The organism is Streptomyces sp. NPDC021080, assembly GCF_044333225.1.
Lineage (GTDB): Bacteria > Actinomycetota > Actinomycetes > Streptomycetales > Streptomycetaceae > Streptomyces.
Genome location: NZ_JBIRQM010000005.1, coordinates 46064 through 67929 on the forward strand (window position 1 = coordinate 46064; position 21866 = coordinate 67929).

At 72.8% G+C, this 21866-nt stretch carries 17 protein-coding genes; 13 read left to right on the forward strand and 4 right to left on the reverse strand.

The window, feature by feature from the left end; genetic code table 11:
* Window positions 1-158: 158 nt before the first annotated feature.
* The 4 genes from ACH4S8_RS13550 to ACH4S8_RS13565 all read left to right on the forward strand — a co-directional run bounded on the left by ACH4S8_RS13550 (window position 159) and on the right by ACH4S8_RS13565 (window position 4260).
* Window positions 159-560, forward strand: coding sequence for a MazG nucleotide pyrophosphohydrolase domain-containing protein (locus tag ACH4S8_RS13550; protein ID WP_398393263.1), 402 nt, complete (start codon window positions 159-161; stop codon window positions 558-560).
* 82 nt (window positions 561-642) lie between these two features.
* Window positions 643-1521, forward strand: a complete 879-nt coding sequence (locus tag ACH4S8_RS13555) for an alpha/beta hydrolase (RefSeq protein ID WP_398393265.1) — start codon at window positions 643-645, stop codon at window positions 1519-1521.
* Window positions 1522-1714: 193 nt separating this feature from the next.
* Entirely contained in the window at window positions 1715-3241 is a 1527-nt protein-coding gene (gene miaB, locus ACH4S8_RS13560; protein WP_398393267.1) for a tRNA (N6-isopentenyl adenosine(37)-C2)-methylthiotransferase MiaB, read from the forward strand.
* Between the two features lie 269 nt (window positions 3242-3510).
* Complete coding sequence (locus tag ACH4S8_RS13565) at window positions 3511-4260, forward strand: class III extradiol dioxygenase subunit B-like domain-containing protein (RefSeq protein ID WP_398393269.1); 750 nt, start codon at window positions 3511-3513, stop codon at window positions 4258-4260.
* A 322-nt stretch (window positions 4261-4582) separates the two neighbouring features.
* Here the strand turns inward: ACH4S8_RS13565 and ACH4S8_RS13570 are convergent, their stop codons facing one another.
* Complete coding sequence (locus tag ACH4S8_RS13570; RefSeq protein ID WP_398393271.1) at window positions 4583-4846, reverse strand: antitoxin; 264 nt, start codon at window positions 4844-4846, stop codon at window positions 4583-4585.
* A gap of 24 nt (window positions 4847-4870) precedes the next feature.
* Entirely contained in the window at window positions 4871-5134 is a 264-nt protein-coding gene (locus ACH4S8_RS13575; protein ID WP_398393273.1) for a hypothetical protein, read from the reverse strand.
* 183 nt (window positions 5135-5317) lie between these two features.
* Between ACH4S8_RS13575 and miaA the strand changes: the two genes are divergently transcribed.
* The 6 genes from miaA (at window position 5318) to hflX (ending at window position 13925) form a co-directional block, all read left to right on the forward strand.
* Window positions 5318-6256 (forward strand): tRNA (adenosine(37)-N6)-dimethylallyltransferase MiaA, encoded by a 939-nt coding sequence (gene miaA / locus ACH4S8_RS13580; RefSeq protein WP_398393275.1) that lies wholly within the window; start codon window positions 5318-5320, stop codon window positions 6254-6256.
* Window positions 6257-6363: 107 nt separating this feature from the next.
* Window positions 6364-6903, forward strand: a complete 540-nt coding sequence (locus ACH4S8_RS13585) for a hypothetical protein (protein ID WP_398394097.1) — start codon at window positions 6364-6366, stop codon at window positions 6901-6903.
* A 69-nt stretch (window positions 6904-6972) separates the two neighbouring features.
* A complete protein-coding gene (gene dapF, locus ACH4S8_RS13590; RefSeq protein ID WP_398393277.1) occupies window positions 6973-7842 on the forward strand; it encodes a diaminopimelate epimerase in 870 nt (289 codons plus the stop codon).
* Window positions 7843-8200: 358 nt separating this feature from the next.
* On the forward strand, window positions 8201-10444 hold the full coding sequence (locus ACH4S8_RS13595; protein ID WP_398393279.1) for a RelA/SpoT family protein: 2244 nt from the start codon (window positions 8201-8203) through the stop codon (window positions 10442-10444).
* 198 nt (window positions 10445-10642) lie between these two features.
* Window positions 10643-12139, forward strand: coding sequence for a M1 family metallopeptidase (locus tag ACH4S8_RS13600; RefSeq protein WP_398393281.1), 1497 nt, complete (start codon window positions 10643-10645; stop codon window positions 12137-12139).
* A gap of 289 nt (window positions 12140-12428) precedes the next feature.
* Entirely contained in the window at window positions 12429-13925 is a 1497-nt protein-coding gene (hflX, locus tag ACH4S8_RS13605) for a GTPase HflX (RefSeq protein ID WP_398393283.1), read from the forward strand.
* A gap of 191 nt (window positions 13926-14116) precedes the next feature.
* On the opposite strand, the gene ACH4S8_RS13610 is transcribed toward hflX, so the two are convergent.
* Together ACH4S8_RS13610 and ACH4S8_RS13615 are read right to left on the reverse strand one after the other, a co-directional pair.
* The gene (locus ACH4S8_RS13610; protein ID WP_398393285.1) at window positions 14117-15298 is read right to left on the reverse strand and encodes a trypsin-like serine peptidase; all 1182 of its coding nucleotides are present in this window, start codon (window positions 15296-15298) and stop codon (window positions 14117-14119) included.
* 181 nt (window positions 15299-15479) lie between these two features.
* Window positions 15480-16709, reverse strand: a complete 1230-nt coding sequence (locus ACH4S8_RS13615; protein WP_398393287.1) for a trypsin-like serine peptidase — start codon at window positions 16707-16709, stop codon at window positions 15480-15482.
* A 346-nt stretch (window positions 16710-17055) separates the two neighbouring features.
* Here ACH4S8_RS13615 and ACH4S8_RS13620 point away from each other — a divergent pair, with 346 nt between their 5' ends.
* The 3 genes from ACH4S8_RS13620 (at window position 17056) to ACH4S8_RS13630 (ending at window position 21611) form a co-directional block, all read left to right on the forward strand.
* The gene (locus ACH4S8_RS13620; RefSeq protein ID WP_398393289.1) at window positions 17056-18537 is read left to right on the forward strand and encodes a diaminobutyrate--2-oxoglutarate transaminase family protein; all 1482 of its coding nucleotides are present in this window, start codon (window positions 17056-17058) and stop codon (window positions 18535-18537) included.
* A 105-nt stretch (window positions 18538-18642) separates the two neighbouring features.
* The gene (locus ACH4S8_RS13625; protein ID WP_398393291.1) at window positions 18643-20709 is read left to right on the forward strand and encodes an IucA/IucC family protein; all 2067 of its coding nucleotides are present in this window, start codon (window positions 18643-18645) and stop codon (window positions 20707-20709) included.
* A gap of 38 nt (window positions 20710-20747) precedes the next feature.
* Window positions 20748-21611, forward strand: coding sequence for a GNAT family N-acetyltransferase (locus ACH4S8_RS13630; protein ID WP_398393293.1), 864 nt, complete (start codon window positions 20748-20750; stop codon window positions 21609-21611).
* The last annotated feature ends 255 nt before the right edge of the window (window positions 21612-21866 follow it).

The following is a 21866-nucleotide window of genomic DNA, read 5'->3' on the forward strand; positions in this document are numbered from 1 at the left end:
GGGCCGGGGAGCGGGTTCCCGTGGATGGGTAGGCTCGCCGGATGCAGTCGTCCTCGCCGTCGCAGGTCCCGCCGTCCGCCTCTCCGGCGCCTCCCGTCTCCACGGCTTCACCCGTCTCCACGGTTCCTCCCGTCGCGTCCGACTCTCCGGTCCCTCCGGTGTCCTCCCCGGCCTCTCTGGTCCGTGAGTTCCATCTCGCCTTCGGTCTCGACGTGCGCGGCACCCCGACCGAGGTCTCCCCGCAGCTCGCCGCACACCGCGGCGAGCTGCTGGCGGAGGAGGCGGCCGAGGTCGCCGAGGTCGCGGTCGGCGGCCCGCTCGACCGGCTGGCGCACGAGCTCGCCGACGTCGTGTACGTGGCGTACGGCACGGCTCTCGTCCACGGCATCGACCTCGACGCGGTGATCGCCGAGATCCACCGGGCCAACATGACGAAGCTCGGCCCCGACGGGCACGTCGCCCGCAGGGCCGACGGCAAGGTGCTCAAGGGCGAGCACTACCGGGCACCGGACGTGTCGGAGGTGCTGCGACGGCAGGGATGGAGCGCGCCGGACGCGTGACACCGGGGCGCCCCGGCGAGGGAGGCCGCGGGACCACCCCACCGCCCCTGCCGGAGCCCACCAGCGATGACCAGGAGAGCGCATGAACGAGCCGGACGAACTCGATCTGCCCGTCGAGGGCGGAGCCCTTCGCGTCCTGAGGTTCGGCAGGGGGCCGCGGATCGCCCTCGCGGCACACGGAATCACCGGATCCGGGATGTCCTTCCGCGCCATGGCCCGTCAACTCCCCGACGAGTGGAGCCTGTTCGCGCCCGACCTGCGCGGACGCGGCGGCAGCGCGGACACCCCCGGCCCGTACGGCCTGGACCGGCATGCCCAGGACCTGTGCCACCTGGCCCAGGAGCTGGGCGACGGCCGGCCGGTCGCCCTGACCGGCCATTCGATGGGCGCGTACGTCGCGCTGCTCGCGGCCGTGCGCCGGGCCGCGCTGTTCGACCGGCTGCTGCTCGTCGACGGCGGCCTGCCGCTGCCCGTCCCGCCCGGCGCGGACCTCGACGCCCTCCTCGGCACCACGCTCGGACCGGCGCTGGCCCGCCTCGGCCGGACGTTCGAGACCGACGCGGCCTACGTCGACTTCTTCCGCGCGCATCCGGCGCTCGGACCGCACTGGAACGCCGACATCGAGGCGTACGTGCGCTACGACGTCACAGGACCCCGAGGCGCCAGGCGATCGAAAGTGCGGGAGGAGGCCGTGCGCCGCGACGGGCGTGATCTGCTGACGTCCGCCGACCTGTTCGCGGCCGGTCTCACCGGACCGGCCGTCCCGGCCCTGCTGCTGCACGCGCCGCTCGGTCTCCTCGGCCAGGAGCCGCCGATGCTGCCGAAGTCCCTCGTCGAACGCTGGACCGGCGGGCCGGGGAGCCCGGCCGCCGAGCCGGTCGGGGGCACCAACCACTACACGATCCTGCTCGGGACGGCCGCGGCGACCGTCGCCGAGCGGTTCGTCGCGCTGGGCGCGTGACCGGGCGCGGACCTCGTGCACGGTTCCGCGGGCGGGGGTGCCGGTACGCGGCCGCGCGGACGCACGCCGGGTGCCGCCGCGGGGCCGCGCGGACCGCACGCCGGGTGCCGGAAGCCGTACGTCCTGTGACGGGCCTCGGGGTGCGAAGACTCCGGCGTCCGGACGTGCTCCCGGCACCGCCTACCCTTGTCACATGAGCAGCGGCGACCGGAGTCAGGCAGTGGACGTTCAGGAAACCAAGACGTACGAAGTGCGCACCTACGGGTGCCAGATGAACGTCCACGACTCCGAACGGCTCTCCGGGCTCCTGGAGGACGCCGGTTACGTGCGGGCGCCCGAGGGCGCGGACGGGGACGCGGACGTCGTCGTCTTCAACACCTGCGCCGTGCGCGAGAACGCCGACAACAAGCTCTACGGCAACCTCGGCCGTCTCGCCCCGATGAAGACGAAGCGCCCCGGCATGCAGATCGCCGTCGGCGGCTGCCTCGCCCAGAAGGACCGCGACACCATCGTGAAGCGGGCGCCCTGGGTGGACGTCGTCTTCGGCACCCACAACATCGGCAAACTGCCGGTCCTCCTGGAGCGCGCCCGTATCCAGGAGGAGGCGCAGATCGAGATCGCCGAGTCCCTGGAGGCCTTCCCCTCCACGCTGCCGACCCGCCGCGAGAGCGCGTACGCGGCCTGGGTGTCGATCTCCGTCGGCTGCAACAACACCTGCACCTTCTGCATCGTCCCGGCACTGCGCGGCAAGGAGAAGGACCGCAGGACCGGCGACATCCTGGCCGAGATCGAGGCACTGGTCGGCGAGGGCGTCTCCGAGATCACCCTCCTCGGCCAGAACGTCAACGCGTACGGCAGCGACATCGGCGACCGCGAGGCCTTCAGCAAGCTGCTGCGCGCCTGCGGGAAGATCGAGGGCCTGGAGCGCGTGCGCTTCACCTCGCCGCACCCGCGCGACTTCACCGACGACGTGATCGCCGCCATGGCCGAGACGCCGAACGTGATGCCGCAGCTGCACATGCCGATGCAGTCCGGATCGGACACCGTCCTGAAGGCGATGCGCCGCTCGTACCGCCAGGAGCGCTTCCTCGGGATCATCGAGAAGGTCCGGGCCGCCATCCCGCACGCGGCGATCACCACCGACATCATCGTGGGCTTCCCCGGCGAGACGGAGGAGGACTTCGAGCAGACCCTGCACGCGGTCCGCGAGGCCCGTTTCTCGGCCGCCTTCACGTTCCAGTACTCCAAGCGCCCCGGCACCCCGGCGGCCACCATGGAGGGGCAGATCCCCAAGGAGGTCGTCCAGGCGCGCTACGAGCGTCTCGTGGCCCTCCAGGAGGAGATCTCCTGGGACGAGAACAAGAAGCAGGTCGGCCGTGTCCTGGAGCTGATGGTCGCCGAGGGCGAGGGCCGCAAGGACGGCGCCACCCACCGTCTGTCCGGCCGCGCCCCCGACAACCGGCTGGTCCACTTCACCAAGCCCGACGAAGAGGTCCGCCCCGGTGACGTGGTCACCGTCGAGATCACCTACGCCGCCCCGCACCACCTGCTCGCCGAGGGCGCCGTCCTGGACGTGCGCCGCACGCGCGCGGGGGACGCCTGGGAGAAGCGCAACGCCGCCGAGGCCGCCAAGCCGGCCGGCGTCATGCTGGGCCTGCCGAAGATCGGCGCCCCGGAGCCGCTGCCGGTCGCCGCGGGCAGCGGCTGCGGCTGCGACTGACCCGGCCGACCGGGACCGACGCGTAAGCGACCGGGGCCGACGCGCCGGAGGGCGTGCGCGCGGGCACGCCCGCGGGGCCGCGACCGGAACGGTCCGCGACGGACGCACCGGCGAAGCACGGCACGACGGGCGTGCGGCACCCGGGACGGGCATCCGGGACGGGCATCCGGAACCGGGGCGGGGCCAGGCCGGATCGGCCGGATACGGGTATACGGAGCCGGGGCGGGGCCGGGGGCGGATCGGCCGGATACGGCGTTACGCTGCGGCTCATGCTTGTAGCCGCCGCAGTCTGCCCCTGCCCTCCGCTGCTCGTCCCCGAGGTCGCCGCCGGCGCGGCCCCCGAGCTGGACGCCGCGCGCGCCGCGTGCACGGACGCGCTCGGCGTGCTCGCCGCGTCCCGTCCCGATCTGCTGGTGGTCGTCGGCCCGGCCGGGAAGAGCGGTCGTGGACCCCATCCGGAGGGCACCCGCGGCTCCTTCGACGGCTTCGGGGTCGACCTCGACGTGTGCCTCGGCCGCCCGGACGCGGACGGCGTGAGTCCCGGCCCGGACGGCGCGGACCCCGCGTCCCCGGCACGTGAGCTGCCGTCCTCCCTCGCCGTCGCGGCCTGGCTGCTGGAGCGCACCGGCTGGTCCGACGCCCCGGTGGAGGGGCTCGGGGTCGGGGAACCCCTGGAGGCCGAGCGGTGCGTCCGGGCCGGGGAGCAGATCGCCGGGCGCGCCCGGCGGGTGGCCCTGCTGGTGATGGGGGACGCCAGTGCGTGCAGGACCCTCAAGGCCCCGGGCTATCTCGACGAACGCGCGGAGGGTTTCGACACGGAGGTCGCGCGGGCGCTCGGGGCGGCCGACGTCGCGGCCCTCAAGGCGCTGGACGCCCCGCTGGCGTACGAACTGAAGGCCGCGGGCCGCGCCCCCTGGCAGGTCCTCGCGGGCGCGGCCGAGGGCGCGGGGCTCGGCGGCGCCCTGCTCTACGACGACGCGCCCTACGGAGTGGGGTACCTGGTGGCGGCCTGGTCGTAGGAGCGGCACGGACGACGGCCGATCCCGTCCTGCGCCGCCCGCCCCGACGTCCTGCCCCGGACCTCCGCCCCACAGCGAGGCACCCCCGTACGCCTCGGCCCCCATGTCACCGACCAGGACGTACCGGTCTCTGTCCCGGCCGCTCTCCGGCAGGACCCGCCCGTCAGCCTGTACGAGCGACACCGCATCCCCGCCAGCCTGCCCCGTCCGGCCCCGACGCGGCGGACGGCCGGAAGAAGCCTGAGCTCTTCGCGGCCGTCCGCCGATGCGTGGGACCTTCAGGGCCGGTGCGCAGGGCGGTCGGGACCGGTGCGCGGGTCGTTCAGGACGCCCGGGGCGGGGTCCGGGTGTCCGGCGGGCCGGTGTCCTCGCCGCCGTCCTTGTGCGCGAGACGGTCCACGGCGTCCTTCGCCTTGCCCGTGCCCGTGTGGATCTTGTCGCTGTACTTGTGCTTGGTCTTCTCGTCGACCGCCTTCGCGGCCTTGTCGAGACCGTGGGCGACTTTGTGCCCGTGCTGCTGCGCGAGCCCGGAGACCTTGTCCTTCGCGGGCTCCAGCTTGGCTTTCAGATTGTCCATCAGACCCATGGTTCGCCTTCCCTCGCGGGACCGTCATGTGCGGGGGCCCTTGCCGGCCTCGTTGTCGGGGGCCTGGTCGGCGGTCTGCTGCCTGGGGATGTCGACGTCCTCCGCGGAGGACGTGGCGGCGGTGGCGGTGCCCGCCGTCGTCCCGCCCCCGTTCGCGGACGAACTCCCGGCTTCCACCGTCCCCTGCGCCTCGGCCGTCCCCTGCGCCTCGGCGGCGACCGGCTGTGTGGCGACCGGTGCCTCCTCGGTGGCCCTCGGCCTCCGGAGAAGCCATTCAAAAACGCCCATACCAGCTCCATACGTTACTCGTGGGGGCGAAGTTCCGCGTTGCCCGGCGCGACCCGTCGCGTCACCCGGGCCACCGGTTCCCGGAACCGGTGGCCGGAACTTCGCACGGGGGGAACGAACCCGGAAGCGTCGCGTCACGCGGCTCGTTGCGGGAGAGGTCCCGGGGTTTGCGAGACTGGGTCCGTGAGCAGCGCACCCCCCGCACCCCGGGTCATCGCCGTCGTCGGACCGACCGCGGCCGGAAAGTCCGATCTGGGCGTTTTCCTCGCCAGGCGTCTCGGCGGCGAGGTCGTCAACGCCGACTCGATGCAGCTCTACCGCGGGATGGACATCGGCACCGCCAAGCTGACGCCCGCCGAGCGCGGCGACGTCCCGCACCACCTCCTGGACGTCTGGGACGTGACGGTCACCGCCAGCGTCGCCGAGTACCAGCGGCTCGCCCGCGCCCGGATCGACGCGCTGCTCGCCGAGGGGCGCTGGCCGATCCTGGTGGGCGGATCCGGACTCTACGTCCGCGGGGCCGTCGACAAGATGGAGTTCCCCGGTACCGACCCGGCCGTGCGCGCCCGTCTGGAGGAGGAACTCACCCTCCGCGGCTCCGGAGCCCTGCACGCGCGGCTCGCCATGGCCGACCCCGGGGCCGCCCAGGCGATCCTGCCGAGCAACGGCCGCCGTATCGTCCGGGCCCTCGAGGTCATCGAGATCACCGGCAAGCCCTTCACCGCCAACCTGCCCGGACACGACTCCGTCTACGACACCCTCCAGATCGGAGTCGACGTGGCGCGCCCCGAGCTGGACGAGCGCATCGCGCGCCGGGTGGACCGGATGTGGGAGGCCGGGCTCGTGGACGAAGTGCGGGCGCTGGAGGCGCAGGGCCTGCGCGCCGGGCGCACCGCCTCCCGCGCACTCGGATACCAGCAGGTCCTCGCGGCGCTCGCCGGGGAGTGCACCGAGGACGAGGCCCGTGCCGAGACCGTTCGCGCCACCAAGCGCTTCGCGCGCCGTCAGGATTCATGGTTCCGGCGCGACCCCCGGGTGCATTGGCTCAGTGGGGCTGCGGCGGATCTCACGGAACTTCCGGAACTCGCACTGGCGTTGGTCGAACGACCGGTCACAGCCTGATCACGTCATGGCATCGGGACGCTCCGGCCGTCATCCGGGCCTCCGGCGCCGTGCCATCATCGAGCTTCGATCGACCAGTGAAATCCGAGTTGGGAGGGCGCGTGGCGATGGAGGCCGGCCCTCGCGACACTGCACGAGGCACTGAGTACGGTGCTGATCGGGACGGAGTTCGTCTGAGCATCGATCCGGACGCCGACCCCGGCGTCGAGCCGGAGTTGGGTGGGGAGCGACTGAGCTCCGACGGCCCCGAGGACACCCCTGGCGGGGTGATCGCCGACGGTCCCGGACCCGGCGAGATGTCCCCGGAGCCCGAGGTCGAGGTCGAGCTGCGCCCGCAGCGTCTGCTGCGCATCTGGCAGCTCGCGCCGATCGTGGCACTGGCCGCGACCGGCTCCCTGATGTTCGCCTTCCCGCTGGCGTTCGAGTTCGGTGACGGCGGTGCCGTGGTCGCCATGCTCGGGCTGCTGATCTGCCTGTGCGCCGCCGGCTGGGGCATGATGGCCGCCCGCCGGGTCGGTTACGCGCTGCCCGGCCTCCCGCCGCGCGGCTCGGGCCGACGCGCCGACTGGCGGGTGGTGCTCGCGTACGTCGTGATCGTCGCCGCGGTGGCCGTGCTCGCCGTGGGACGCGTGGCCAGGCTGCGCTGACCCCGGAGGCCGTCCCGGTACCCGCACCGCGCGGGCAGGCCTGTCGAGCCGACCCCTTACGATCGAGGAATGAGCACGCGGATCGCCTTCCTCAAGGGCCACGGGACCGAGAACGACTTCGTGATCATCCCGGACCCGGAGAACGTCATCGACCTGCCTCCCGCCGCCGTCGCCGCCCTGTGCGACCGCCGCGCGGGCATCGGCGGCGACGGGCTGCTGCACGTCGTGCGGTCCGCCACGCACCCCGAGGCCGAGGAGATGGCGGCCGAGGCGGAGTGGTTCATGGACTACCGCAACGGCGACGGATCGGTCGCCGAGATGTGCGGCAACGGAGTGCGGGTGTTCGCCCACTACCTCCACCGCGCCGGGCATGTGGCCGAAGGCGACATCGCGGTCGCCACGCGCGGCGGCGTGAAGCCCGTGCACATCGCCAAGGACGGGGACGTCACCGTCGGCATGGGCAAGGCCCGCCTCCCCGAGGGAGAGGTCACGGTGAGCGTCGGCGAGCGCAGCTGGCCCGCGCGCAACGTGAACATGGGCAACCCGCACGCGGTCGCCTTCGTCGACGACCTCGCGCACGCCGGCGATCTGTTCACACCGCCGCCCTTCGCCCCGGCGTCGGTGTACCCGGACGGGGTCAACGTCGAGTTCGTGGTCGACCGGGGGCCGCGCCATGTCGCCCTGCGGGTCCACGAGCGCGGCTCCGGCGAGACCCGCTCCTGCGGCACGGGCGCGTGCGCCGTGGCGGTCGCCACCGCCCGCCGTGACGCCGCCGACCCCGCCGTGACCGGCACCCCGGCGACGTACACCGTGGACGTGCCCGGCGGACGCCTGGTCATCACCGAGCACCCGGACGGCGAGATCGAGATGACGGGCCCCGCCGTGATCGTCGCCGAGGGCGAGATCGACGCCGAGTGGCTGGGTGGCGCGCTGCGCTGAGCCGCATGGCCGTCGAGCGGCGTGCCCGGCCGGCACCGGCGTGACGCGTCATGCCGGTGCGCCGCGTTCCGCCGCTTCGCGGTCGTTCCGTCGCTGTCCCGCCGCCGCCCCGACGTTGTCCCGGCGCACAGGACGGACGTCGTACGTCCTTGCCGTCCCTTCCAGAAAATCGAAACCGTAAACCCCAAAACCTTCGCTCGAATGGGTGATCCGTTTCACGCTCGGCGAGAGGCGGTCAGCCGGGCGTGGTGGGGTCGGTAGCATCAAGCACCGGCCCGGACGGGGGACCGACACCATCCCCTGAGCCGAGTCCGCCCTGGGGCACCCGTCCGCCGGTCCGACGCAGCCGGAGGTGCCCATGAGTGCGGAGGCGACGAATCCCGCGACGCCAGGCCCCGCCACGCCCGCCAGCCGGCGCCCGGCGTCGCCGGCACCGGACGTGCCCCCGGCGCACCGCAAGAAGACGCGGCCCCGGATCGACCTGCGCCGGCTGGGGCGGGCCGCCCTGCTCGGGCCCGCGACCCGCGACCGATTGCCGGACGCGATCGGCCATGTGGCCGAGGCCCACCGCGCTTACCACCCCGACGCCAAACTGGAGCCCCTGCGCCGGGCGTACGTGCTCGCGGAGTCCTCGCACCGCGGCCAGATGCGCAAGAGCGGCGAGCCGTACATCACCCACCCGCTCGCCGTGACCCTGATCCTCGCCGAACTCGGTGCCGAGACGACGACGTTGACCGCCTCCCTGCTCCACGACACCGTCGAGGACACGGAAGTGACGCTCGATCAGGTCAGGGAAGAGTTCGGCGACGAGGTCTGCTACCTGGTCGACGGCGTCACCAAGCTGGAGAAGGTCGACTACGGCGCCGCCGCCGAGCCGGAGACCTTCCGCAAGATGCTGGTCGCCACGGGCAACGACGTCCGGGTCATGTCGATCAAACTCGCGGACCGGCTCCACAACATGCGGACCCTCGGCGTCATGCGCCCCGAGAAGCAGGCGCGCATCGCCAAGGTGACCCGGGACGTGCTGATCCCCCTCGCCGAGCGTCTCGGCGTGCAGGCGCTCAAGACCGAACTGGAGGATCTCGTCTTCGCGATCCTGCACCCCGAGGAGTACGAGCACACCCGGGAGCTCATCTCCGCGAACGCGAACCGCGACGACGACCCCCTCGCGGAGATCGCCGAGGAGGTGCGCACGGTCCTGCGCGACGCGGGGATCCAGGCCGAAGTCCTCATAAGGCCGAGACACTTCGTCTCCGTGCACCGGGTGTCCCGCAAACGCGGCCCGATGCGCGGCGCCGACTTCGGACGCCTCCTGGTGCTCGTGAACGAGGACGCCGACTGTTACGGCGTCCTCGGTGAACTGCACACCTGTCTCACCCCGGTGGTCTCGGAGTTCAAGGACTTCATCGCCGTCCCCAAGTTCAACCTGTACCAGTCGCTGCACACGGCGGTCACCCGCGGCGACGGCCAGGTCGCCGAAGTCCTCATCCGCACCCACCAGATGCACAAGGTCGCCGAGGCCGGAGTCATCGCGCTCGGCAATCCCTACGCCCCGCCCGCGGAGGAACAGCCCGACGGCGGAGGCGAGCGCCCCTTCGACGGCGAGCGCGCCGACCCCACCCGGCCCGGCTGGCTCTCCCGGCTGCTCGACTGGCAGCAGGGCGCCCCGGACCCGGACACCTTCTGGTCGACGCTGCGCGAAGACCTCGCCCAGGACCGGGAGATCACCGTCTTCCGTGCCGACGGAGGCTCGCTGGGCCTTCCGGAGGGCGCCAGTTGCGTCGACGCGGCGTACGCGCAGTACGGCGAGGACGCGCACGCCTGCATCGGCGCCCGCGTCAACGGCCGCCTGGCGACGCTGAGTACGGTCCTGAGGGACGGCGACACCGTGCAGCTGCTCATGGGCCAGGACCCCGCCTCGGAGCCGTCCCGGGAGTGGCTGGAGCACGCGCACACGCCCGCCGCGCGGATCGCCATCCAGCGCTGGATCGCCGCGCATCCCGCACCCGGCGACGGGGAGGTGCCGACGTCCTCCGCCACCGGCCTCCGGCAGTCCGTCGCGGACCCGGCCCGCCCCGCCGGGACACAGGGCGCCCGCCCCACCGGGACACAGGCGGCCCGCTCCGCCGGGTCGCAGCTCGCCCGCCCCGCGAGCGCCGTCACCGAAACACCCGGCGCGACCGTGCGCATGGCCGGCTGCTGCACGCCCGTACCACCCGACGAGGTGACCGGCTTCGCCGTCCGCGGGGGAGTGGTCACCGTGCACCGCGTCGAGTGCGCCGGGGCGGCGCGCATGAAGACCGCGGGGCGCCCGGAGGTGAGAGTGCGCTGGGGGGACACCACCGAGTGCCGCGTCACCCTGGTCGCCGAGTCGTTCGGACGCCCGCATCTGCTCGCCGACCTCACCGAAGCCATCGCGGCGGAGGGGGTCGCCATCGTCTCCGCGACCGTCGAACCCCCGAGCCAGCAGCGCGTGCGCCACACGTACACGCTCCAACTCCCGGACGCGGCCTGCCTCCCGGGCCTGATGCGCGCGATGCGCAACGTGCCCGGCGTGTACGACGTGAGCCGCCCCCAGCATCCGGCGACCGCGGCCCAGTAGGACGGGCAACGGTGATCGGCCGACGAACCGGACGACGCCGGCCGGCGGACCGGGCGCCGGTGATCCGGTGGACCGCGCGCGGGCGGCCCGGACCCGGCCGTCGCGCGCTGGCCCCAACGAGTTCCGGCGCCTACCCGTTCGGGTGGGCCGGGTGCGAGTCGGCAGCGCGGAGGAGGTGCGCGCTGGTAGCCGTGGTCCATGCCGCTCAACGCCACCCCCATGCCCGCACGCCCGAGGAGCCGCCGCGTCACGGCGGCCCTGCTCGCCTCGGCCGTCTCCGTCTGCCTGATCGCCGCGAGCGCCCCGGACCCGGCCGTGCCCCTGGGAGTCGGCGACCGTCTCTTCCCCACTCTCGGCAACCCCGGATACGACGTCGAGTCGTACGACCTCCACTTCACCTACCCCGGCAGCAACGACAAGCCGCTCACGGCCGTCACCACGATCGACGCCGTGACCACCGAGGCGCTCGACCGGATCAACCTCGACTTCGCGCACGGAAGCGTCCGGTCGGTCGAGGTCGACGGAGCCCCCGCCCGCTTCACCGAGGCCGGCGAGGACCTGGTGGTGACACCGGCCGAACCGCTGTTCGCGGGGAGCCCGCTGCGCATCACCGTGCGTCACACCAGCGACCCGGTGAGCGCGAAGGGCCAGGACGGCGGCTGGGTACGGACCAAGGACGGGCTCGCGATGGCCGGCCAGGCCGACGCCGCGCACCTGGTCTACCCGTGCAACGACCATCCCTCCGACAAGGCCCTGTTCACCATCCGCGTGACGGCCCCCGACCGGTACACGGTCGTCGCCAACGGTCTGCCCGAAGGCACCCGCCGGGCCCGTGGGAACACCACCTGGACGTACCGGACCGAGCACCCCATGGCCACCGAGCTGACCCAGGTGTCCATCGGCCGCTCCGCCGTCCTGCACCGGCAGGGGCCGCACGGACTGCCCGTACGGGACGTGATCCCCAGCGCCGACCGGGCCGCGCTCGAACCGTGGCTGCGCAAGACACCCGGCCAGATCGCCTGGATGGAGAGCAAGGTCGGACGGTACCCCTTCGAGACCTACGGGCTGCTGATGGCCCAGGCGCAGACCGGCTTCGAGCTGGAGACGCAGACGCTCTCGCTGTTCGAGAAGGAGCTGTTCACCCAGTCCGCCTACCCGAAGTGGTACGTCGACTCGATCATGGTGCACGAGCTGTCGCACCAGTGGTTCGGCGACAGCGTCACCCCCCGCACCTGGTCGGACGTGTGGCTCAACGAAGGGCACGCCACCTGGTACGAGGCCCTGTACGCCGAGGAGAAGGCGCACAAGCCCATGGAGAAGCGGATGAAGGCCGCCTACCGGCTGTCCGACTCCTGGCGCGCCGCCGGCGGACCGCCCGCCAGGCCCAAGGGCCCCAAGCCCGGCCAGAAGATCAGCATCTTCCGCCCGAACGTCTACGACGGCGCGGCCCTGGCCCTGTACGCGCTGCGCCAGGAGATCGGGCGCCGGGACTTCGAGCGCCTGGAGCGGACGTGGGTGAGCGTCAACCGCGACGACGTCGCCTCGACGGCCGACTTCGTGGACCTCGCCTCCGCCGTCGCCGCACGCGATCTGCGCGGGTTCTTCCACGCCTGGCTGTACGGCGAGAAGACACCGCCGATGCCGGGCCACCCGGACTGGAAGAGCGACGCCCCGAAGGCGCACAAGAGCAGGTGAGGACGCGGCACGGGCGGTCACCCGGAGCGACGGGAGTGGCCCCGGCGCGCCGGGACCGGGCCTGCGGCGGCACCCCGCGGGCAGGGCTGCCCGCGGGTGTCCGGCGGGTCACGATAAGTCGCGTGACGCGCCCGGCCGTGCCGTGCGACCATCTTCGAGCCGGTGGCGCGGCCCCCTTCGGAGGGTGGGCCGGGCCGGAACCGGGAATCTCCCGGAGGTCCCGGACGTTGTTCCCTGTGACGGACGGCATGCGTCGACCGGCAGCTCACCCCATCTACGTAAGGATCCAATGACCTCCTCTTCTTCCCCTTCCCAGGACGCGCAGACTTCCGCGCAGAACTACCCCGAAGGTCTTCGGGCCGATGCCCTGATGGAAGAGGACGTCGCCTGGAGCCACGAGATCGACGGAGACCGGGACGGCGAGCAGTTCGAACGCTCCGAGCGCGCGGCCCTGCGCCGCGTGGCGGGCCTCTCCACCGAGCTCGAGGACGTCACCGAGGTCGAGTACCGACAGCTCCGCCTGGAGCGCGTCGTCCTCGTCGGTGTCTGGACCTCGGGCACCATCCAGGACGCGGACAACTCGCTGGCCGAGCTGGCCGCGCTCGCGGAGACCGCGGGAGCGCTCGTGCTCGACGGCGTCGTCCAGCGCCGTGACAAGCCCGACGCGGCCACGTACATCGGTTCCGGCAAGGCCATCGAGCTCCGGGACATCGTGGTCGAGACCGGCGCCGACACCGTGATCTGTGACGGTGAACTGAGCCCCGGCCAGCTGATCCACCTCGAGGACGTCGTCAAGGTCAAGGTCATCGACCGTACGGCCCTGATCCTCGACATCTTCGCCCAGCACGCCAAGTCCCGGGAGGGCAAGGCGCAGGTCGCGCTCGCGCAGATGCAGTACATGCTGCCCAGGCTGCGAGGCTGGGGTCAGTCGCTGTCCCGTCAGATGGGCGGCGGCAAGGGCGGCGGCCTCGCCACCCGTGGTCCCGGTGAGACCAAGATCGAGACGGACCGGCGCCGTATCCGCGAGAAGATGGCGAAGATGCGCCGGGAGATCGCGGAGATGAAGACCGGCCGCGAGATCAAGCGCCAGGAGCGCCGCCGCAACAAGGTGCCCTCGGTCGCCATCGCCGGCTACACCAACGCCGGCAAGTCCTCCCTGCTCAACCGCCTCACGGGCGCGGGCGTCCTCGTCGAGAACGCGCTGTTCGCGACCCTCGACCCGACCGTGCGCCGGGCCGAGACCCCGAGCGGGCGGCTGTACACGCTGGCGGACACGGTCGGATTCGTCCGCCATCTGCCGCACCACCTGGTCGAGGCGTTCCGCTCCACCATGGAGGAGGTCGGCGACGCCGACCTGATCCTGCACGTCGTGGACGGTTCGCATCCGGCACCGGAGGAGCAGCTGGCCGCGGTGCGCGAGGTCATCACCGACGTCGGCGCGACCAAGGTCCCCGAGATCGTGGTGATCAACAAGGCGGACGCGGCGGACCCGCTCGTGCTCCAGAGGCTGCTGCGGATCGAGAAGCGCTCCATCGCGGTCTCGGCGCGCACCGGCCAGGGCATGGACGAACTGCTCGCGCTGATCGACAACGAACTGCCCCGTCCCTCGGTCGAGGTCGAGGCGCTCGTTCCGTACACGCACGGCAAGCTGGTCGCCCGCGCCCACACCGAGGGCGAGGTGATCTCCGAGGAGCACACCGGGGAGGGCACCCTGCTCAAGGTGCGGGTCCACGAGGAACTGGCGGCGGACCTCGCCCCGTACGTCCCGGCCCCGGCGCTCCGGTAGGCAACCGGAGACCCCGGCGTCGGCGCTTCGGCCGGCAACCGGAGACCCCGGCCCCGAAGTTCCGGTGACCAACCGGATCGGTACGCCCGGCGGGCGATCGCCCCGGACGCACGAAGGCCCGTCCCCTCCCGAGGGGGCGGGCCTTCGCGCGTGCACGCGGGCACGAGGTCCGTACCGGCGGACGGGGCCGCCTACCGGCCGCCGTACTGCCGGCTCATCCGCTCGTAGAGCGCCTGGGCGCCCCTGCCCAGCTGCGGTCCCGCCAGCCAGGTGTGGGCGGCCGGGCCGATCGAGGTGTTCGAGACGAGCTCGGTCCTGCCGTCGACGACCCGGAACCAGCCGCCGCCCGACGAACCGCCGGTCATGGTGCAGCCGATGCGGTACATCGTGGGCATGGCCGGGCTCAGCGACAGACGGCCCGGCTCGTCGACGCACTTGAACATGCTCTGTCCGTCGTAGGGCGGCGCGGCCGGGTAGCCCCAGGCGCCCACCGTCCCGGCGTCCTGGGCGGACGGCGCGGAGAAGTCCACGTCCAGTGCGTTGCCGACGGTCTCCTCCAGCGACTTGGTGCCCTGCTCCGGCTTCACGTGCAGCACGGCGTAGTCGTACGGGGCGCCCGCGCCGCCCGTCTCGTCGCCGCCGGAGATCCACTCGTCGGAGGTCGAGGCCCAGTCCGCCCACCACTGGCCGTACGGCGCGACCTCCGAGGCGTCGGCGCCGGCGAGCTGGGCCTCGGTCCTGCCCTGGTCGTTGTAGGACGGCACGAAGGCGATGTTGCGGTACCAGCCGCCCTTCCTGCCGGCGTGCACGCAGTGGCCCGCGGTCCACACCAGGTTGGACCTGCCGGGGTGGTTCACGTCCTTGACGACCGTGCCCGAGCAGACCATCGAGCCCTCGGGGGAGTCGAAGAAGACCTTCCCGACCGGAGCGGCGTGCTCGTGGTACGGGGTCTGCTCGGCCCGGGCGTCGACAGGAGCGGGCTCCGGGTCGCTCACGCCCTGGTCCGCCGCCGCGTCCTGCACGGAGACCGTCTTGGCCGGATCCTTGGCGGACTTCATCCGCTCGGGCTTCCACAGCCCGGTGATCACCGGGTTGACGAAGTCCTCGGCCTCACTGAGCCACTGGTCCTTGTCCCAGTTCTTCCAGGCGCCTTTCTTCCACTGGTCGACGTCGATGCCGTGCTCCTTGAGCCGGTCCTTGATGTCGTCCGGAATCCTGATCCGGTCGTCGCCGTTCCCGGATCCCTGCGACGCGGAGGCGGTCGGCCCGCCGCCCGCCCGGTCGTCACCGGAGTCGCAGGCGGTCGCGGTCAGCGCCAGAGCGGCCATGAGGCCGGCGGCGAGGACCGTACGACGTGGTCCTGGGATTCGCATTCTGTTGTACCCCCCCGGGTCGATCTCTGTTCTGTACGGGCCGGGCGAGGGAGGCCCTCCGGGGTATGTCCCGGACACCGGACCCCCTCGCGCGCCGGCCGGGGACGGACGGCGGCGGGACGGTGACCGTTCCCGTGCCCCGTTCCACCGCCGTCCGTCCGGACCTGTCACGTCGTGCGCGTCACCGCCCGGCGAACTTCGCGCTCACCGAGTCGTACACACCCTTGGCCACGTCGCCCAGCCGCGGACCCGCCAGCCAGCCGAACTTGACCGGGCCGATCGAGGTGTTGGACACCAGAGCCGGCTTGCCGTCCGGACCCGTGGCCACCCAGCCGCCGCCCGAGGAACCGCCGGTCATGGTGCAGCCGATGCGGTACATGGTCGGGTCGGCCTGCGCGACGGACAGCCGTCCCGGCTTGTCCGTGCACTGGTACATCTTCTGGCCGTCGAACGGAGCCGCGGCCGGGTACCCGGTGGCCGTGATGCTCGACACCTTGGGCACGGCCGGGGCGTTGAAGTTCACCGGCAGCGCCGAACCCACCGTCTCCTCCAGGGACTTGCCGCCGCTGCCCTTCTCCGGCGTCACGTGCAGCACCGCGTAGTCGTACGAGGCTCCCTGGCCGCCCGTCGACCCGCCCTGCTCGATCCACTGGTCCGAGGTCTGCGCCCAGTCGCTCCACCAGACACCGTACGGAGCGACCTCCTGGCGCGGGGCGTTCTGCAGCTGGGCCTCCGTCCTGCCCTGGTCGTTGTAGGACGGCACGAAGGCGATGTTGCGGTACCAGCCGCCCTTCTTGCCGGCGTGCACGCAGTGGCCCGCGGTCCACACCAGGTTGGACTTGCCCGGGTGCGCCGGGTCCTCGACCACCGTCGCCGAGCAGACCATCGTGCCCTCGGGGGCGTCGAAGAACACCTTGCCCGCGACGGGCACGCGGGCGTGGTACGACGTCTTCACGGCCTGCGCCGTCACCGGGGCCGGTTCGGGGTCGGTGACGCCCTGGTCACCGGAGAGGTCGTTGTCGTCGACGCCCTTGTTCTTGTCCGGGTCGTCGGCCCCGCGCATCCGGGCCGGGTCCCACAGCCCCTTGATGATCGGGTTGATGAAGTCGTCGGCCTGGCGCAGCCATTCGTCCTTGTCCCAGTTCTTCCAGGCGCCCTTCTTCCACTGGTCGACATCGATGCCGTGCTCTTTGAGCTTGTTCTTGATGTCGTCCGGGATCTGGATCTTTCCGTCGCCGCCCTGGGAGACGGTCGCGGTCGGCTCCCCGCTCGCCGTGGTGCTGCCCGAGTCGCAGGCGGTGGCCGTCAGGGTCAGGGCGGCGGCGAGGCCGACGGCGGCCAGGACGGGGGACGTTCTGCGGCGCGCGCTCCTGCCTCGACGGTCGGCGAAGGGCGGGCGTATGGATCGCATGGTGTGACTCCCCCTGCGTGGATGGGAACTGTGCGGCGCGTCTGCGGGCGCCTGAGCGGCTCGTCCGGCACGGCCGAACGGCATCACAGACTATGCGGTCGCCATGCGGGACACCCGACGGAACGGCAACGGTTCCGCTACGGGGGGAGCGCGCCCGCAGCGCCCGCCGGGGCCTGACGGACGGTCACCGGGAGGCCGTCGGACGTCCCCGGCAAAGAACCGGCAAGGAACCTCGATTTCACCCGCTTCCCAACGCGACCGGCGTCGTTGGTACGTACGGGGGGCCTGCCGCCTGCGTCCGGACCCCCTGCCAACTCGCCTCTGAACAGCGGGAGGACCTGAAGTCGTGGCCGTGACCGAGTCAGCGGTGGTGCCGGTGGGGGCGCCAGGGGAATCCGAGGGGGCGCGGAACACCGGCGCCGGAGCGGCCGAACGGGCGCGCGCGGCGCACGAGGGCATTCTGCGGCGCCAGTCGGCGCGCGAATCGGCGGCACGCACCTACGCGCGCGCCCTTCCGATCGTTCCCGTGCGGGCCCGCGGACTGACGATCGAGGGCGCCGACGGGCGCCGCTATCTCGACTGCCTCTCCGGAGCCGGGACCCTGGCCCTCGGGCACAATCACCCCGTCGTCCTTGAGGCGCTCAGAAAGGTCCTCGACTCCGGGGCACCCCTGCACGTCCTGGACCTCGCGACACCGGTCAAGGACGCCTTCACCACCGAGCTGTTCCGCACACTTCCGCCGCGGTTCGCCGAGCGCGCCCGGGTCCAGTTCTGCGGACCCGCCGGGACGGACGCCGTGGAGGCCGCGTTCAAACTGGTGCGCGCGGCCACCGGCCGCACCGGCATGCTCGCGTTCACCGGCGCCTACCACGGCATGACCGCGGGGGCGCTCGAAGCATCCGGCGGCGCGACCGACGTACGCGTCGCACGCCTGCCCTATCCGCAGGACTACCGCTGCCCGTTCGGCGTCGGCGGCGACCGCGGCGCCGAACTCGCCGCGCGCTGGACGGAATCCCTCCTCGACGACCCCAAGTCGGGCGTTCCGCTCCCCGCCGGGATGATCCTCGAACCCGTCCAGGGCGAGGGCGGGGTCATCCCCGCCCCGGACGCCTGGACCCGGCGGATGCGCGAGATCACCGAGGCCCGCTCCATCCCGCTGATCGTGGACGAGGTCCAGACGGGGGTGGGCCGGACCGGCGCCTTCTGGGCGGTGGAGCACAGCGGGATCACCCCGGACGTGATGGTGCTGTCCAAGGCCATCGGCGGCAGCCTGCCGCTGGCCGTCGTCGTCTACCGCGACGACCTCGACGTCTGGGAACCGGGCGCCCACGCCGGCACGTTCCGCGGCAACCAACTGGCCATGGCCGCCGGCACGGCCACCCTGGCGTACGTCCGCGAGAACGGCCTCGCCGAACGCGCGGCGACCGTCGGCGCCCGCATCCTGGACCGGCTGCGCTCGCTCGCGACGGAGTTCCCCTGCGTCGGCGACGTCCGCGGCCGCGGCCTGATGATCGGCCTCGAACTCGTCGACCCCGAAGGACCGCCGCAGCCCGCCCTCGACGGCCCCACGTCCGACGGCCCCCGCCCCGCCGCCCCCGAACTCGCCGCGGCCGTCCAGCGGGAGTGTCTGCGCCGAGGCCTGATCGTGGAACTCGGGGGCCGCCGGTCGAGCGTCGTGCGGCTCCTTCCTCCCCTGACGATCAGTGACGAACAGGCCTCCGCCGTGCTCGACCGGCTCGCGGACGCCGTGAGCGCGGTGCACTCGACGGCACGGGAGGAGCTGCGACCCGGGAGGAACGGGACCAGAGGTGCCGACGCACCTCTGTGACGGCCCGGCCCGGCAACAGGCCAGGAACGCGAAAGAGCCCGACGCACCCCGGCTCCGCCCCGGTTCGTCGCCGTACGAGCCCGAACGATCCGCAAGGAACTTCTCGTGAACGCCACCCCCGCACCCGACAGCCCGCCCTCCCCGTACGAGCGAGTTCCGTACGAGGGAGCCCCGTACGAGCGAGTCCCGTACGAGGGAGCCGCCCTCGGCGCACCGGTGCCGCACCTGCCCGGACCCGACTCCCTTCCCCGGCAGAAGGAGGCGGCCGGGGCGATCGAGCGGCCGGGCCGAGCCGGCGCCGACCTGCCGGACCTGCCGGACCTGCTGGATCACCCCGACATCCGGACGGCGGCGCAGACGGCGGCGGTCGAGAACCTGCTGCGCTGCTGGGTACGGGAGAACGATCTGGCCGCCCCCCACGACCGCATCCTGCGCATCGCGCTCCCGGCCAGCGGAGCGACCCTGCTCGTTCCCGTCCACCACTGGTCCCGCTCCGGCTGGCACCGCTTCGGGCTTCCCCGCCTCGCCGGTGCTCCCGAACACGCACCGGCCGTCGACGCGGTGACGGTGGCGGCCCTGCTCGCCCGACAGACGGCCCCCGGAACACCGGCCACGGACACGAGCCACCCGGCGCCCGGCGACGAACCGGCCGCGGTCGCACCGGGCGAAGCCGACCCCGGGCACACGGACAGCCCGGCCGGTGAGGGCGCCGACCTCGTCGGCCGTGTCGCCGACTCGGTCCGGCGTACCGCCGTCTTCATCCGGGACCGCAGGGAGCACCCCGCCGACACCCCCGACCGTTTCCTCGCCGCGGAACAGGCGCTCCTCCTCGGTCACCCCCTGCATCCGGCGCCGAAGGGGCGCGACGGTCTCTCCGACGCGGAAGGCCGGCTCTACTCACCCGAGTTGCGCGGCTCCTTCCCCCTGCACTGGATGGCGGTCGCCCCCTCGGTGCTGGCGTCCGACTCGGCGTGGACGGAACGCGGCCGCCCCGTGCCGGCGGAGCAGCTGGCCCTGCGGCTCGCCGGTCCCGGCCTGTCCCTCCCGTACGGCTACGCCGCCGTACTGCCGCTGCACCCCTGGCAGATGCGCGAGGTCCGGCACCGCCCCGAGACCGCGGCCCTGCTGGACGCCGGACTGCTCCAGGACCTCGGCCCACAGGGCAGCCCCTGGCACCCCACCTCCTCCGTCCGCACCGTCTACCGCTCCGGCGCGCCCGCGATGCTGAAACTGTCGCTGGGCCTGCGCATCACCAACTCCCGCCGGGAGAACCTCCGCAAGGAACTGCACCGCGGAGCGGAGGTCCACCGCCTGTTGCGCGGCGGCCTGTTCGAGCAGTGGCAGTCCGTCCACCCCGGGTTCGACATCGTCCGCGACCCGTCCTGGCTCGCCGTCGACGGCCCGGACGGCAACCCGGTCCCCGGGCTCGACGTGATGATCCGGCACAACCCGTTCGGGCCGGCGGACGACGCCGGCTGCGTCGCGGGGCTGGTCTCACCCCGGCCGTACACCCGACCGGGCACGCACGACCCGGCCGAGCGCGTCCCCTTCACGAGTTCCCGGCTCACCGAGATCGTCACCCGCCTCGCAGGCCGGACCGGCCGCCCGCGCGGGGCCGTCGCCACCGAGTGGTTCCTGCGCTATCTCGAACAGGTCGTACGCCCTGTGCTCTGGCTGGACAGCGAGGCGGGCATCGCTCTGGAGGCGCACCAGCAGAACACCCTCCTCCTGCTGGACGCGGACGGCTGGCCCGCGGGCGGCCGCTACCGGGACAACCAGGGCTACTACTTCCGCGAGTCCCGGCGCGCCGAACTCGACGACCGGCTGCCAGGGATCGGCGCGCACAGCGACACCTTCGTCTCCGACGAGGTCACCGACGAACGGTTCGCCTACTACCTCGGCATCAACAACGTGTTCGGCCTCATCGGGGCGTTCGGCTCCCAACGCCTCGCCGACGAAGCCGTGCTGCTCGCCGCGTTCCGGCGCTTCCTCGGCGGCGTGGCCACCGGCCCGGCGCGGCTGCGGACGCCCCTGCCTGCCCTGCTGCTCGACTCACCCGTCCTGCGCTGCAAGGCCAACCTGCTCACCCGGCTGCACGGCCTCGACGAACTCGTCGGTCCCGTCGACACCCAGTCCGTCTACGTCACCATCTCCAACCCCCTTCATTCCTGAGGGACATGACCCACTCCGTCTCCCGAGAGGATGTCGTCGTGCCTCCCACCGATGAGAGCACCGACGCCGGCACCGCCCGCGCCACCCGAGCCGACCGAGGACCCGGGCCCGCCGTGCGCGCGAGCACCGGATCCGACCCCGGCGCGAGCACGGACTGCGAGGACACGCTCGACCTGCGCCTGTCCGAGGAGCTGATCGCGCTGTTCGCCGGGGACACCGGATCTCGGGACGGGACCGAGGAAGGGGCCGCGTACGGGATTCCGGCCGGCTTCCCGGAAGGAGCCGCCTACGGGATTCCGGCCGACCCTCCGGAAGGGGCCCCGGACGGGGACGATCTGCTCGACCGGGTCGGCGGCTGGGGACCGGCCACGACACCCGCGGGCGTCTTCCACCTCGTCCCGGTACGGGCCGGACGCGACCTGGCACTCGTCCACCGCTGGATGAACGACCCCGCCGTCGCGGAGTTCTGGGAGCTGGCCGGGCCCGAGACCGTGGTCGAGGAGCATCTGCTCCGGCAGCTCGACGGCGACGGACGCAGCGTCCCCTGCCTCGGAGTGCTGGACGGCACCCCGATGAGCTACTGGGAGATCTACCGCGCGGATCTCGACCCGCTGGCGCGCCACTACCCCGCCCGCCCCCACGACACCGGCGTCCATCTCCTCATCGGCGGTGTCGCCGACCGCGGGCGGGGCCTCGGCTCCACCCTGCTCAGAGCCGTCGCCGACCAGGTGCTGGACAAACGCCCCGCGTGTGCCCGGGTCGTCGCGGAACCCGATCTCCGCAACACCCCGTCCGTGTCCGCGTTTCTGAGCGGAGGCTTCCGGTTCTCCGCCGAGGTCGATCTGCCCGGCAAACGGGCGGCCCTCATGATCCGGGACCGGGCCCTGCGCGATCTGCTGTAGAGCCGCCGCTCTTGGTCCAGCGGCCGATCGCCCGGTCCGGTTCCCCGCCGAGGAGTCTGCGTGCCCCATCCGTCCGCCGTCCCGTCCACCCGGGAGAGGCCCGTCCGGGAGACATCCGCCCAGGAGACGCCCGTCCGGGAGACGCTCGCCCCGCGCGGCCCTTCACCGGCGGTGATCCCCCTTCCCGCGCCCGCCTTGATCACGCCGTCGGTTCCGGGCTTGATCGCCCGGTTGTCAGTGGCGCCCCGTAGGCTG

Bases quoted from the DNA above. Each gene is read 5' to 3' on its own strand.
- ACH4S8_RS13555 (WP_398393265.1), top strand. From the start codon at position 643: ATGAACGAGCCGGACGAACTCGATCTGCCCGTCGAGGGCGGAGCCCTT.
- miaB (WP_398393267.1), top strand. From the start codon at position 1,715: ATGAGCAGCGGCGACCGGAGTCAGGCAGTGGACGTTCAGGAAACCAAG.
- ACH4S8_RS13565 (WP_398393269.1), top strand. From the start codon at position 3,511: ATGCTTGTAGCCGCCGCAGTCTGCCCCTGCCCTCCGCTGCTCGTCCCC.
- ACH4S8_RS13570 (WP_398393271.1), bottom strand. From the start codon at position 4,846: ATGGGTCTGATGGACAATCTGAAAGCCAAGCTGGAGCCCGCGAAGGAC.
- ACH4S8_RS13575 (WP_398393273.1), bottom strand. From the start codon at position 5,134: ATGGGCGTTTTTGAATGGCTTCTCCGGAGGCCGAGGGCCACCGAGGAG.
- ACH4S8_RS13585 (WP_398394097.1), top strand. From the start codon at position 6,364: ATGGAGGCCGGCCCTCGCGACACTGCACGAGGCACTGAGTACGGTGCT.
- dapF (WP_398393277.1), top strand. From the start codon at position 6,973: ATGAGCACGCGGATCGCCTTCCTCAAGGGCCACGGGACCGAGAACGAC.
- ACH4S8_RS13595 (WP_398393279.1), top strand. From the start codon at position 8,201: ATGAGTGCGGAGGCGACGAATCCCGCGACGCCAGGCCCCGCCACGCCC.
- ACH4S8_RS13600 (WP_398393281.1), top strand. From the start codon at position 10,643: ATGCCGCTCAACGCCACCCCCATGCCCGCACGCCCGAGGAGCCGCCGC.
- hflX (WP_398393283.1), top strand. From the start codon at position 12,429: ATGACCTCCTCTTCTTCCCCTTCCCAGGACGCGCAGACTTCCGCGCAG.
- ACH4S8_RS13610 (WP_398393285.1), bottom strand. From the start codon at position 15,298: ATGCGAATCCCAGGACCACGTCGTACGGTCCTCGCCGCCGGCCTCATG.
- ACH4S8_RS13615 (WP_398393287.1), bottom strand. From the start codon at position 16,709: ATGCGATCCATACGCCCGCCCTTCGCCGACCGTCGAGGCAGGAGCGCG.